Source organism: Phycicoccus avicenniae (genome assembly GCF_050496545.1).
GTDB lineage: Bacteria > Actinomycetota > Actinomycetes > Actinomycetales > Dermatophilaceae > Phycicoccus > Phycicoccus avicenniae_A.
In genome coordinates, this window is sequence record NZ_JBNVZV010000005.1 from 133,799 (window position 1) to 145,628 (window position 11,830).

At 72.6% G+C, this 11,830-nt stretch carries 12 protein-coding genes; 1 reads left to right on the forward strand and 11 read right to left on the reverse strand.

The features are described from left to right. Positions 1-3: 3 nt before the first annotated feature. From ACQZ2A_RS06080 to ACQZ2A_RS06115, 8 genes are all read right to left on the reverse strand, one after another. Positions 4-603: a sulfite oxidase-like oxidoreductase gene (locus ACQZ2A_RS06080; RefSeq protein WP_430208372.1), complete on the reverse strand. Its 600-nt coding sequence runs from the start codon at positions 601-603 to the stop codon at positions 4-6. A gap of 43 nt (positions 604-646) precedes the next feature. Further along, on the reverse strand, positions 647-2,092 hold the full coding sequence (locus tag ACQZ2A_RS06085; protein ID WP_430208374.1) for an aldehyde dehydrogenase: 1,446 nt from the start codon (positions 2,090-2,092) through the stop codon (positions 647-649). Beyond that, complete coding sequence (locus tag ACQZ2A_RS06090) at positions 2,089-2,301, reverse strand: 2-hydroxymuconate tautomerase (protein ID WP_430208376.1); 213 nt, start codon at positions 2,299-2,301, stop codon at positions 2,089-2,091. The genes ACQZ2A_RS06085 and ACQZ2A_RS06090 overlap by 4 nt, the downstream gene beginning before the upstream one ends. A 3-nt stretch (positions 2,302-2,304) precedes the next feature. Next, positions 2,305-3,108 (reverse strand): 2-keto-4-pentenoate hydratase, encoded by an 804-nt coding sequence (locus ACQZ2A_RS06095; protein WP_430208378.1) that lies wholly within the window; start codon positions 3,106-3,108, stop codon positions 2,305-2,307. Further along, complete coding sequence (gene dmpG / locus ACQZ2A_RS06100; protein ID WP_430208380.1) at positions 3,108-4,247, reverse strand: 4-hydroxy-2-oxovalerate aldolase; 1,140 nt, start codon at positions 4,245-4,247, stop codon at positions 3,108-3,110. Before dmpG ends, ACQZ2A_RS06095 begins: the two co-directional genes overlap by 1 nt. Before the next feature lie 13 nt (positions 4,248-4,260). Continuing rightward, positions 4,261-5,274, reverse strand: a complete 1,014-nt coding sequence (locus tag ACQZ2A_RS06105) for an acetaldehyde dehydrogenase (acetylating) (RefSeq protein WP_430208383.1) — start codon at positions 5,272-5,274, stop codon at positions 4,261-4,263. 9 nt (positions 5,275-5,283) lie between these two features. Then, positions 5,284-6,066: a 2-keto-4-pentenoate hydratase gene (locus tag ACQZ2A_RS06110; protein ID WP_430208384.1), complete on the reverse strand. Its 783-nt coding sequence runs from the start codon at positions 6,064-6,066 to the stop codon at positions 5,284-5,286. 159 nt (positions 6,067-6,225) lie between these two features. Then, entirely contained in the window at positions 6,226-7,032 is an 807-nt protein-coding gene (locus tag ACQZ2A_RS06115) for an IclR family transcriptional regulator (RefSeq protein WP_430208386.1), read from the reverse strand. Between the two features lie 94 nt (positions 7,033-7,126). Between ACQZ2A_RS06115 and ACQZ2A_RS06120 the strand changes: the two genes are divergently transcribed. Further along, the gene (locus tag ACQZ2A_RS06120) at positions 7,127-7,873 is read left to right on the forward strand and encodes an IclR family transcriptional regulator (protein WP_430208388.1); all 747 of its coding nucleotides are present in this window, start codon (positions 7,127-7,129) and stop codon (positions 7,871-7,873) included. A 993-nt stretch (positions 7,874-8,866) separates the two neighbouring features. On the opposite strand, the gene ACQZ2A_RS06125 is transcribed toward ACQZ2A_RS06120, so the two are convergent. From ACQZ2A_RS06125 to ACQZ2A_RS06135, 3 genes are all read right to left on the reverse strand, one after another. Next, positions 8,867-10,210, reverse strand: a complete 1,344-nt coding sequence (locus ACQZ2A_RS06125) for an HNH endonuclease (protein WP_430208391.1) — start codon at positions 10,208-10,210, stop codon at positions 8,867-8,869. 102 nt (positions 10,211-10,312) lie between these two features. Then, entirely contained in the window at positions 10,313-11,407 is a 1,095-nt protein-coding gene (locus ACQZ2A_RS06130; protein ID WP_430208394.1) for an NADH:ubiquinone reductase (Na(+)-transporting) subunit F, read from the reverse strand. 95 nt (positions 11,408-11,502) lie between these two features. After that, entirely contained in the window at positions 11,503-11,829 is a 327-nt protein-coding gene (locus ACQZ2A_RS06135) for a phenol hydroxylase subunit P4 (RefSeq protein WP_430208396.1), read from the reverse strand. Position 11,830: the final 1 nt, after the last annotated feature.

Sequence of the window (11,830 nt, forward strand, 5' to 3'; positions counted from 1 at the left end):
TCGTCAGTCGCCGACGTAGCGCTGCTCGCGCCACGGGTCGCCGAGGGCGTGGTAGCCGAGCTGCTCCCAGAAGCCGAGGTGGTCCTCGGTGAGCATCTCGAGGCCGCGCACCCACTTCGCCGACTTCCAGAAGTACAGGTGCGGCACGAGGAGCCGGGCCGGCCCGCCGTGCTCGGCGGTCAGCGGCTTCCCGCCGTAGTGGGTCGCGACCCACGCGCGCCCGCCGGTGACGTCCTCCATCGGCAGGTTCGTCGTGTAGCCGCCGTAGGAGTGGACGAGCACGTGCGTGGCCAGCGCGCCGGCGCCGTCGAGCACGGCCTCCAGGGGCACGCCGCGCCAGGTGGTGTCGAGCTTGCTCCACTTGGTCACGCAGTGGATGTCGGTCGTGAGGTCCTCGCGCGGCAGGGCCATGAGGTCGGCCCAGGACAGGCTGCGACGCGCGCCGTCGGTGTCGACGAGGTCGAGGCGCCACTCCTCGGTGCGCACCCCGGGGGTCGGGCCGGCCGAGAGCACCGGGAAGTCGCGCTCCAGGTACTGGCCCGGGGGGATGCGCGGGTTCGACGGGCCGCGGCGGCCGGCGAAGCCCCTGGTGACGACGTCCATCCGGCCATTCTCCCCGACGGACCGCGCCGGCCGGGCCCCGGGCTCAGCCGCGGTCGATCTGCATGACGACGGCCTTCGGCTCGGTGAAGAACTCACGCGAGAAGTTGCCACCCTCGCGCCCGACGCCGGAGTCCCCGACGCCGCCGAAGGGCGTGCGCAGGTCGCGGATGAAGAAGCAGTTGACCCAGACCGTGCCGGCGCGCAGCCGCGAGGCGACGCGGTGGGCCCGCGACAGGTTCTCGGTGAAGAGCATCGCGTTGAGTCCGTAGCGGGTGTCGTTGGCGAGGTGGACGACCTCGTCCTCGGTGTCGAAGGAGTTGACGACGCAGACCGGGCCGAAGATCTCCTCGCAGTAGGGCGCGGCGTCGAGCGGCAGGCCGTCGATGACGGTCGGCCGGACGATCCACGAGCCGTCCTCGGCCACCCCACCGGTCCTGATGGTCCCGCCGAGCTCGCGCGCCGACTCGACGTAGGAGGCGACCTTGTCGAAGTGCCGCTTGCTCGCGAGCGAGGAGAATTTCGTCGCCGGGTCGAACGGGTCGCCGATGGTCAGCGCCTCGGCGGCCTCGACGAAGCGCGCCATGAACTCGTCGTAGACGGAGGAGTGGACGAACAGCCGCGAGCCCGCGAGGCAGATCTGGCCGGCGTTGCGGAAGATCGCCTCGACCGCCCAGTACACCGCGTTGTCGAGGTCGGCGTCGGCGAACACGACGTTGGCGCCCTTGCCGCCGAGCTCGAGCGAGACCGGAGCCAGATGGGTTGCCGCGGAGGCCATCACGTGCTTGCCCGTCGTCGACGAACCGGTGAACGTGACGCGGTCGACCCTGTCGTCGGCGGTGAGCGCCGCGCCCGCCGGTGCGCCGTGGCCGTTGAGCACGTTGAGGACGCCGGGCGGGAAGCCGGCCTCGACGGCGAGCCGGCCGAGCATCGTCACCGACGCCGGGGTGTCCTCCGAGGGCTTGATGATGCACGTGTTGCCCCAGGCGATCGCCGGCGCGATCTTCCACGAGGCCATCATCAGCGGGAAGTTCCACGGGCTGATGGCGGCCACGACGCCGGCCGGCCCGAACTCGCTGTAGGTGTGGTGGCCGGAGTCCATCGGGTAGACCTCGCCGACGGCGTCGCGCTGGTGGTCGGCGAAGAACCGGAAGTTCCAGACCGACCGGGCGACGTCGTGCTTCGCCTGCGCGAACGGCTTGGCCATGTTCGTGGAGTCGAGGCGGGCGAGGTCGTCGGCGCGCTCCTCCATGAGGTCGGCGAGCCGGTGGATGGCGGCGGCCCGCTCGACGCGTCCCATCCGCGGCCAGGGTCCCTCGTCGAAGGCGCGGCGCGCGCTGAGCACGGCACGCTCGACGTCCTTCTCGGACGCCTCGGCCGCCTGCGCCCACACCTCGCGGGTCCACGGGTTCCAGACGTCGAAGCGGGCCGCGTCGATCGACTCGACCTCCTCGTTGTCGATGACGTGGCCGAAGAACTGCAGGTCGCTCATGACGGCTCCTCCTCTGTGCGGGAACGGCGCTCGGCGATCGTGACGTCGCCGGCGGCGAAGTGGGTGGGCGGGACCTCGCGCAGGATGACGCGCACCGACTCGCGGGGGGCGCCGACCGCCTCGACGACGGCGTCGGTCAGGGCGGTGACGAGGGTGCGCAGCTGCTCCGGGGTGCGACCCTGCGCGAGGGTGACGTCGACGACCGGCACGGCTCAGCCCTCCCCACCGGCGAGGAACACCGAGCCGAGGTTCGTGAAGTGCAGCGCGGTGCTCGAGCCCGGCGGCGCGAAGACCGCGTCGGTCATCCCTCCGGTCAGCACGACCCAGCCCGCCTCGATGGCGTGGCCGCGCCGGGCGAGGTCGTTGGCGGCCAGCGCGAGGGCCTCTCCGGGGTGGCCCTGGACGGCAGCGCCGGTCGCGGAGTCGGTGACGACACCGTCGACCTCGACGAGCACGGCCTCGAGGGCGAGGTCGAGCTCGGACGGCGGCAGCCCGACCGGGCCGGTGACGAAGGCCCCGGACGACGCGTTGTCGGCGGCCACGTCGCCCGCGGTGAAGCGGAAGTCCTTGTACCGGCTGTCGATGACCTCGGCTCCGCCCCAGACCGACTCGACGGCGGCCATCGCCTGCGCGCAGGTGATGCCCGGCCCCTCCAGCCGCTCCCCCATCACGAAGACGATCTCCGGCTCGACGCGCGGGTGGATGAGCCGGTCCTGGGGCACGGGGTCGCCGACCGGCAGCACCATCGCGTCGGTCAGCCAGGCGACGAAGGGGAAGTGCACACCCATCCGCTGCTGCTTGGCACGGCTAGTCAGGCCGAGCTTGACCCCGACCAGCTTCTCCCCGCGCTCGAGCCGCTTGGCGAGGTTGAGGTCCTGCACGGCGTACCCGGTGTCGAGGTCGAGGCCCGGCCACTCGTCGGTGAAGGGCTCGCGCTCGCGGCGCTCGTCCTCGCAGGCGAGCAGCTCGGCGGCGACCGACTCGACGTCCCAGCGCCCCGCGGGTGCGCCCGCCATCAGCGCACCCCCACGGCGGCGAGATCGCCCAGCTCGAGCTCCTGGGCCCGTTCCTCGGCGAGCTGGAGGGCGATGTCGATGATCATGTCCTCCTGGCCGCCAACGTAGCCGGCCTCGCCGACCTTCGTGAGGATGGCGTGCGCCGGCACGCCGTAGCGCTCGGCCGCCCGCTCGGCGTGGAGGAGGAAGCTCGAGTAGACGCCGGCGTAGCCCTGCGTGATCGAGGCGCGGTCCATCCACGGCAGGCGTGGGATGAACGGCCGCACGACCTCCTCTGCGGCGGAGAGGACCTCACCGAGGTCGACGCCGGTGCGCACCCCGAGCCGCTCGAAGGTCGCGGCGAGCACCTCGGTCGGGGAGTTGCCGGCGCCGGCGCCGAGGGCGCACAGCGCACCGTCAATCTGGCGGGCGCCGGAGCGGTACGCGAGAACGGAGTTCGCGACGCCCATCGACAGGTTCTGGTGGCCGTGGAAGCCGACCTGGGCCTCGGCGCCGACCTCGCCGACGACCGCCTCGATGCGCTCCTGGGCGGTGTCGAGCACGAGCGCGCCGGCGGAGTCGACGACGTACACGCACTGCGCGCCGGCGTCCACCATGATGCGCGCCTGCCGGGCCAGCTCGGCGGGAGCGGCCTTGTGCGACAGCATGAGGAAGCCGACGGTCTCCATCCCGAGCTCGCGGGCGGCGCCGAAGTGCTGGAGCGAGACGTCGGCCTCGGTGCAGTGCGTGGCGATGCGGGCGACCGAGGCGCCGACCGCGTGTGCGGCCCGCAGGTCGTGCACCGTGCCGAGGCCGGGCAGCATCAGGATCGCGATGCGGGCGCTGGTGGCCTCGTCGACGGCGGCCTCGATGAGCTTCAGCTCGTCGACGAGCGAGAAGCCGTAGTTGAAGCTCGAGCCGCCGAGGCCGTCGCCGTGGCTGACCTCGATGACCTCGACGCCCGCGCGGTCGAGCGCGCCGACGACGCCGCGCACCTGGGCCTCGGTGTACTGGTGCTGCATCGCGTGCGAGCCGTCGCGCAGCGTCGAGTCGGTGATGCGGAGGTCGCGTGCGCCACCGGCGGACGGCGTCCGCGCGAGGACCTCGGACTCGGTCACCTCGCGCCCCACGACGGGCATGTCCTCGGGACGGATCGTCATGTCTCCCACGGGTTCACACTCCTGCGCTCTGCGCGCCGACGAGCGAGCCCGGCACGTCGCCGAGCTCGGTCGAGGACTTCCACGTCGTCTCGACCCCGAGCCGGTGGGCGACCATGAGGTCACCGACGCGGGCCGCGGCCGCGGTGATGATGTCGAGGTTGCCCGCGTAGTCGGGCAGGTAGTCGCCGCGTCCGCGCACCTCGATGGGGACGAACACGCGGGCCTGGCCCTTCCACAGCGGGCGGGCCGGGTCGAACTGCGGGTCGGCCCGTAGGTGGTAGCCGGGCACGTAGTCCTGGATGGTGCGGACCATCGCGTGGATCGACTCCAGCAGCCGGTCCTGGAGCGGCCCGGGCTCGCCGGCCTCCTCCGGGATCGCGCAGAACACGCTGTTGCGCATCATCATCGGCGGCTCGACCGGGTTGAGGATGATGATCGCCTTGCCGCGCTCGGCGCCGCCGACGGCCTCGACGGCCGAGGCCGTGGTCTCGGTGAACTCGTCGATGTTGGCGCGGGTGCCGGGGCCGGCGGAGCGGCTGGAGACCGACGCGACGATCTCGGCGTAGGGCACGGGGACGACGCTGGAGACCGCGTGGACCATCGGGATGGTGGCCTGGCCGCCGCAGGTGATCATGTTGACGTTGGTCGCGGACAGGTTGAACTCGAGGTTGACCGCGGGGCAGAGGTAGGGGCCGACCGCCGCCGGGGTGAGGTCGATCGCGAGGATGCCGGCCTCGGCGTAGCGCGGGGCGTTGGCCTCGTGCGCCTTGGCCGAGGTGCACTCGAAGACGACGTCCGGCAGCTCGTCCTGCGCGAGCAGCCAGTCCACGCCCTCGTGGCTGGCCTCGAGGCCGACCGAACGGGCGCGACGCAGGCCGTCGCTCGCGGGGTCGACGCCGACCATGTACCGCGGCTCGATGATGTCGCTGCGGCGCATCAGCTTGAACATCAGGTCGGTGCCGATGTTGCCGGGGCCGACGATGGCGGCGGTGGCGCGACGCGGGCTGCGGTCGGGGGTGGCGGTCATGCCGGCTCCTCAGACGAATCGGGCGGTGACGCTGCCGAGCCCGGCGAACGTCGCGGTGAAGGTGTCGCCGACCGCCACGGGGACCATCGCGCAGACGGCCCCGGGGAGGACGACGTGGCCGGCCTCGAGCGTGACGCCGCGGGCGCCGACGGTGTTGGCCAGCCAGACGAGGGAGGTGAGCGGCGACCCGAGCACGGCTCCGCCGGCCCCGGTGCCGGCGACCGCACCGTTGCGGTGCAGGACCGCGCCGGCGAGGCGCAGGTCGACGTCAGCGACGGGGGTCGGGGTGGAGCCGAGGACGACGCCGCCGGAGCTCGCGTTGTCGGCGATGGTGTCGAAGAGGCCGATCCGCCAGTCGCGGATGCGGCTGTCGACGATCTCGAGGGCCGGCAGGACGAAGTCGACGGCCTGCAGCGCCTCGTGGACGGTGACGCCCGGGCCACGCAGCGGCGCCTTGAGGACGAAGGCCACCTCGGGCTCGATGCGCGGCTGGATCCATCGCTCGGCCGGGATCGGCTGGTGCTCGAGGAAGAAGAAGTCGTCGAAGAGGTGCCCGTAGTCGGGCTCGGTGACGCCGAGGAGGCGCTGCATCGCGGCGCTGGTCAGACCGACCTTGTGGCCCTTGACGGTTCGCCCGCGCTCGACGAGCCGCTCGACCTGGAGCTGCTGGATCGCGTAGGCGTCGTCGAGCGCCATCCCGTCGTGGGTCGCGGTCAGCGGTTCGAGCGGGACCCGGCTGTCGTAGGCCGCGAGCAGCTCCGCGGCGACGCGGGAGCGGGTCTGGTCGTCCACGGACCGTCCTTCCGGGCTGGGGTGAGGTGGGCGCGGTGCGCGTCCTCCTCGACGGTACGGAGGGACGGGACCGGCGCGCGCGCCATGTTCCGCTCCCGGGAACGTGCGGCGGTTCGGCGCGACCCGCTGACCGGGGTCGGCCGGGTGTCGGCGGAGGGGTCAGCGACCGTGGGCGAGCGCGATGCGACGGCTGGCGGCGAGGAGCACCGGCACCAGGCGCTCGACCTGCGGCTCGATGACCTCGCTCGGTCCGAAGACCGACACCGAGGCGACGGCCTGCCGGTGGAGCATCACGGGGACGGCCACGGACGACGCACCGTCGAAGGACTCGCTGTGCGACACCGCGTACCCGACGCGGCGGACGCCGTCGAGGGTGCGGTCCCAGTCCGGTTCGGCGCGAACGGTCCTGCTGACCCGCGGCGGGAAGCCGGCGCGCCGGCGGGCGGCATCGAGGTCGGTGTTCCAGGCGGCGATGGCCTTGCCGCTGCTCGTGGTGTGCGCGGGGAGGCGGCGCCCGAAGTGCCCGAGGATGCGCACGCCGTCGCTGTTCTCGATGCGCTCGACGAAGACGATGTCGGCGCCGTCGGGCACGGAGAGGTTGACGGTGAGCCCGGTGGCGGCGGCGACCTGGCGCAGGAACGGCAGCGCGACGTGGCGCAGCTCGTTGCGGGCCAGGGCGAGCGCGCCGAGCTCGTAGACGTGGATGCCGAGGCGGTACTGGCCCTGGGCGTCCTGCTCGACGAAGCCACGGCTGGCGAGGGTCTGGAGGAGGCGGTGGGCGGTGGACTTCGCGACGCCGAGGCGGCGGGCGATGTCCGAGACGCCCAGCTCGCCGTCGGTGGCGAAGCACTCGAGGACGTCGAGGGCGCTCCCGACCGACTTCAGGCCGGCCGCGTGGGGCTCGGCCGCAGGGGTGCGCTTCGGCGTGCTGGCGCACCAGGCCTGCTCCTGGACGATGGTCGACATCCGCGGCTCCCTTGCCTCTGACGATGGGATGACAGTGCCCCCCGGGGCATGGTTCGATCAACGCATGCGTTCCACTGGGCGGAACGAGGCGCCCGTGACCCTCCTCTCGCGCGCCGCCGCCGTGGTCGGCGCCTTCGACCACCACTCCCCCTCGCTGTCCCTCGCCGAGCTCGCACGGCGCACCGGGCTGCCGAAGTCGACCGTGCACCGCATCGCGGCGGAGCTGGTCACGCTGCGGGTGCTCGAGCGGACCGAGCCGGGGGCGGGGGCCGACGGCTACCGGCTCGGGATGTGGCTCTTCGAGCGCGGCGAGCTGGTGCCGGCCCATCGCTCGATCTCGGATGCGGCGCTGCCCGTCATGGAGGACCTGCGCGCGGCCACCCGCCAGCGCATCCACCTCGCCGTGCTCGAGGGCGTGGACGTCGTGTACCTCGAGATCCTCGGCGACATCGGGATCGACATCGCGTCGCGCACCGGTGGCCGGGTGCCCGCGCACGCGACCGGGGTGGGGAAGGCGATCCTCGCGTACAGCTCGGCGGCGACGGTGCGGGCCAGGGTCGAGGCGGGCCTGCCGCGGCTGACGGCCCGGACCATCGTCACCCCCGGTGGCCTGACCCGTGAGCTGCGCAAGATCCGCTCGACGGGGATGGCCCTCGACCTCGAGGAGGCCAACGCGGGCGTCTCGTGCGTCGCCGCTCCGGTGTTCGGGGCCAACCACAAGGTGCGTGCGGGGTTGTCGGTCACCGGGCCGACCGGCTCGGTGGACCCGGGCACGCTCGGTCCGGCCGTGCGCACCGCGGCCTTCACGCTGAGCCGGGCGCTGCGCGACTCAGGCCTCTGACGCGGTCGACCCTGTCCTGATCGCGCCACCCGTCGGCAGTGCACTGACGGCCGCTCATCTGCGCGATGGCGGAGCCAGCGGTGCTGCCATGGGACCGCGAGCAGCAGCCATGAAGCTCTGCCCCGGGCGGCCGCCGGGCCAGAGACGCGCTTCGAGGCGGTCGCCGAGGTAGACGTCCACCGTTCCCTCGGACCCCCATTGCGCAGTGGCGCCACCGCCTATGACTCGACGCTCGCCGCACTCCCTGCTCAGCGCGGCCGTGTTCATGAACGGGGGATGCGCATCCGGTTGCGCCCATGGCGCAGTGAGGGGCGCCGGCCGGGTGTTGTAGAGCCACACGTCGCCGACGATTTCCTCGTCACGCAGCAGGTAGGCGAAGGCGGCGCCACAGGCGTCCTCCTCGAGGACAACTCGGAAGCCGCTGGGGCCACAGAGCTCCACGCGTCGGCCGTCACCTGGCGTCATCACCTCAGCGTGTCACAGTGGACGATCGCGCCTTGCCAGTCAGCAGCCTTCCCTGCGGCAGGAGAGCCCGTTATGACAGGGCTACGTGGACCTCGGCGGTCACCCACAGTCCACCTTCAGCGATCTGCGTGACCGCTCGGAGCGTCACCGCGTCCCCTGTGGTCCTCACTGTGCGCGCCGACCGGTAGCGGTAGCGAAGGTGCTCATCCCAGACCGCCGAGAGTTCCATAGCGATCGCCTGTGCGTCGCATCGCTTGCCGACGGCTCGCCCGACGATGAGCCACTCAGCGCCCCCGGTCCTTTGCACCTCCATCCCCTGCCACAGACCGGGACCGTCGTCGGCAGACGATCGGCCGCCGAGGAAGGCGCAGCAGTCAATCTCCATACCCAGCAGGTCGTCTCCATCGCTGGCAGGACCAGAGGCGCAGATCTCCGATCGGACTCGCTCGAACTCATCGCAGTCCACACGTGCATCGTGGCCCATTACGTGGCCGCTCACCGGCAGATGAGGTCGGGTCGGACGACGGGTCAGGCGACGTGGGGCTCGGCCTGAGGTGGAGAGAGTGCGGCGAGGGCGCGGTCGTAGGAGCCGTCGGTGAGGTCCCACGTGACGTAGTGGCCGTGCTGGTCGGGTCGCTGGCGGACCTCGGCCCAGAGTCGTCGGCGGTGGACGGTGGTGTGGTGCCGTTGGCAGAGCAGGGCGGCGTTGGCCACGTCCGTGGCGCCGCCGTCGACCCAGTGCCGGACGTGGTGGGCGCGGGCCCACGCGGCGGGCGCGGTGCAGCCGGGGAAGGTGCAGCGGCGGTCTCGTAGGCCGAGGTGGCGTCGTTGGGCCCGGGTGAACAGGCGGAGGACGCGGCCGATCGTGAGCGGCTGGTCGTCGGAGCCGAGGACATGGGGGATGAGGGCGGCGTCGCAGGCGAGGCGGCGCAGGGTCTCGGCGCTCAGGAGGGTTCCGTCCGCCACCGTGTCGAGGACCTCGCCGGCGCCGGTGCCGGCCTGCAGGTCGGCCAGGGCGATGGTGACGTGCAGGGTGGCGGCGGCGCCGAGGTCGGTGGCCGCCGCGGCGCTGCCGGCGGCCAGGCAGAGCTCGGTGAGGGCCTCGACGCGGCGTTGTCCGGCCGGGCGGAGGTCGGCCTCCCCGGTCTCGGGGTTGGGGGCGGGCGCGGAGAGCGGTCCGAGGGCGGCTTCGAGGGTGGCGGCCTGTTCGGGGGTCATCGCCAGCTGGTACTCGGTGAGGTCGCCGGACTCGATGCGCGGGGAGGACAGGCGCGCGGCGCAGGCGAGGCGGGCGTGCAGGTCGTCGAGCTCGCCGTCGTGGCCGTAGCGGGCGATCAGGGCCGGGCGCAGGCGCCGCATCTCGGTGGTACCGGAGGTGGCGGCGAGGTCGACCAGGGCGTCGGTGACGGTGGGGAGCGCCTCGTCGTGCAGCATGGGCCGGAGGCGCTCGACCTCGCGCAGGACCGCACACCCGGTCCCTGCGTCGAGCCACCCGTCGCGGACGGCGACCCACACCTGGCCGACGGGACCGGACGGGTCGGGGTCGCGACGGGTCAGACCGGACCCGGCGGCGGACACCTCGAGCGCGATCCTCGCCACGGCCGCGGCACCGCCCTGCCGCAGGGAGGGCGCGTTCTCCCGCAGCCACGCGGCCACCTCACCCCCGGCCACCTCGCCGCGACCGGTGGCCTCGACGGCCACCGCCACGCGCGCCGCCGAGGCCAGCGCGGCCACGGTGTCCACGAGGGCCAGGACGTCGGTCAGCTCCGCGGCCGACGCCGTTGAGAGCGCTTCACCGAACCCGGTGAGCGCTTCGCGAGCAGCCTCCAGCTGCGCACGGCGCTCGGCGAGTTCGATTGTCCCCGTTGACATGCCGTCATTCTCGCAGCCGCCACCGACAGCCCGACAGCCCTACCGGACGATCTGTGGACAACCCCCTCGACTCACCCGCCCTGTGGACGGAGCCCACCGCACTCAGCGCTTGATGAGGGGTGAACGCACCCCGCCACCGGCGCGGTCGCCCTCGGTGAAGAAGTCCTCGCGGTGGATGTCGCGCGGGAAGAGCCGCTTGGACATCAGGGTCTTCAGCGCCGCCTCCACCATCGGCGGCGGCCCGCAGAGGTACCCGGCGCACCCCGAGAGCGTCTCGTGGTCGGCGGCGATGACGTCGGTGACCAGGCCGAACCCGAACCCGTCGGCCGACTTCCCGCAGTCCTCCGGGGTCTCCTCCGACAGGCACGGCCGGTACGTGAACCGGTCGGGGAAACGCGTTGCGAGGGAACAGAAGTAGTCGACGTCGTAGAGCCACTCGCGGGTGCGGGCCCCTTGGTACAGCGTGAGGTGAGCGTCGGAGGCGCCGTTCTCGACCGCGTGCCGGATCATCGACTTCAGGGGCGCCAGCCCCGTCCCCCCACCGACGAGCACGGCATGCCGGTCGTCGCCGGTCCTCAGCACGAAGCGCCCGTAGGGTCCGGACACCGACACCGTGTCACCGACCGCCAGGCCGCCGAACACCCAGCCGTCCGTCCCGCGCCCACCGGGCACCCGGCGGATGTGGAACTCCAGGCGCCGGTCCTCGGTGGGCGGCGAGGCGATCGACCAGGTGCGGTCGACGGCCGGCAGCCCGTCCCGCGTCGGCACCTGGAACTTCAGGTACTGACCGGCGTTGAAGCCGATCTCCCGGTCCAGCTCCACGACGAGCCGCACGGTCTCCCGCGCGACCTCGGTCAGCTCGATGACGGTCGCCGTGTAGTCCTGCACGGGGAAGACCTCGACCGACTCGTCGACGTCGATGTCCACCTCGATGACGACGTCCGATCGCGGTCGGGCGGTGCAGGGCAGCAGCTTTCCCTCGTCGCGCTCGTAGTCCATCAGCGCGAACGAGCTCGCTGCCCCGTGGTCCACCTCGCCCTCGAGGACGTCGGCCTTGCACGTGGCGCAGGTGCCGTGCGTGCACGAGTGGGGCAGCCAGACCCCGCTGCGCAGGCACGCCTCGAGGATGCTCTGGTCCTCGCGGCACTCGACCTCGCGGCCGAGCGGCTCGACGGTGATCGTGTGGGACTGGGTCATGGTGGGTCGTGCTCCGTTCGGTGGCGCCACGTCGACCGCCGCGCAGGGTCAGGGAGCCCCCGAGCGCGGCGGCCGACGTTGACGGTGGGCGGGCCTCAGACGAGGACGCGCATCCCGATGACGTCCTTGTGCTCGACGCCGAGCTCCTCGAGGGTCTGGTCGTCACGCGGCTCGATGACCTCGCCGTGCAGGGTCCAGACGCGCCGGGCGGCCGGGTCGAAGTCCGGGTCCTCCTCGGCGTAGGGCACGAGCAGGCCGTTCCAGAAGTCGCCCCACGTCATCGCCTTGGGCGCCCGGAAGCAGGCCGACGCGCAGAACCACATGTTCTCCTGGAACCACACGTGCACGAGCTGGTCGTCGCCGTACAGCTCCTGGCGGGAGCGGGACGGGAAGTCGTACGTGCCGATGCTGTTGACGGCCATG

Excerpts from the sequence above, each read along its gene's own strand:
- dmpG (WP_430208380.1), bottom strand. The coding sequence starts at position 4,247 with ATGACGATCCGTCCCGAGGACATGCCCGTCGTGGGGCGCGAGGTGACC.
- ACQZ2A_RS06080 (WP_430208372.1), bottom strand. The coding sequence starts at position 603 with ATGGACGTCGTCACCAGGGGCTTCGCCGGCCGCCGCGGCCCGTCGAAC.
- ACQZ2A_RS06135 (WP_430208396.1), bottom strand. The coding sequence starts at position 11,829 with ATGGCCGTCAACAGCATCGGCACGTACGACTTCCCGTCCCGCTCCCGC.
- ACQZ2A_RS06115 (WP_430208386.1), bottom strand. The coding sequence starts at position 7,032 with ATGTCGACCATCGTCCAGGAGCAGGCCTGGTGCGCCAGCACGCCGAAG.
- ACQZ2A_RS06105 (WP_430208383.1), bottom strand. The coding sequence starts at position 5,274 with ATGACCGCCACCCCCGACCGCAGCCCGCGTCGCGCCACCGCCGCCATC.
- ACQZ2A_RS06130 (WP_430208394.1), bottom strand. The coding sequence starts at position 11,407 with ATGACCCAGTCCCACACGATCACCGTCGAGCCGCTCGGCCGCGAGGTC.
- ACQZ2A_RS06125 (WP_430208391.1), bottom strand. The coding sequence starts at position 10,210 with ATGTCAACGGGGACAATCGAACTCGCCGAGCGCCGTGCGCAGCTGGAG.
- ACQZ2A_RS06085 (WP_430208374.1), bottom strand. The coding sequence starts at position 2,092 with ATGAGCGACCTGCAGTTCTTCGGCCACGTCATCGACAACGAGGAGGTC.
- ACQZ2A_RS06095 (WP_430208378.1), bottom strand. The coding sequence starts at position 3,108 with ATGGCGGGCGCACCCGCGGGGCGCTGGGACGTCGAGTCGGTCGCCGCC.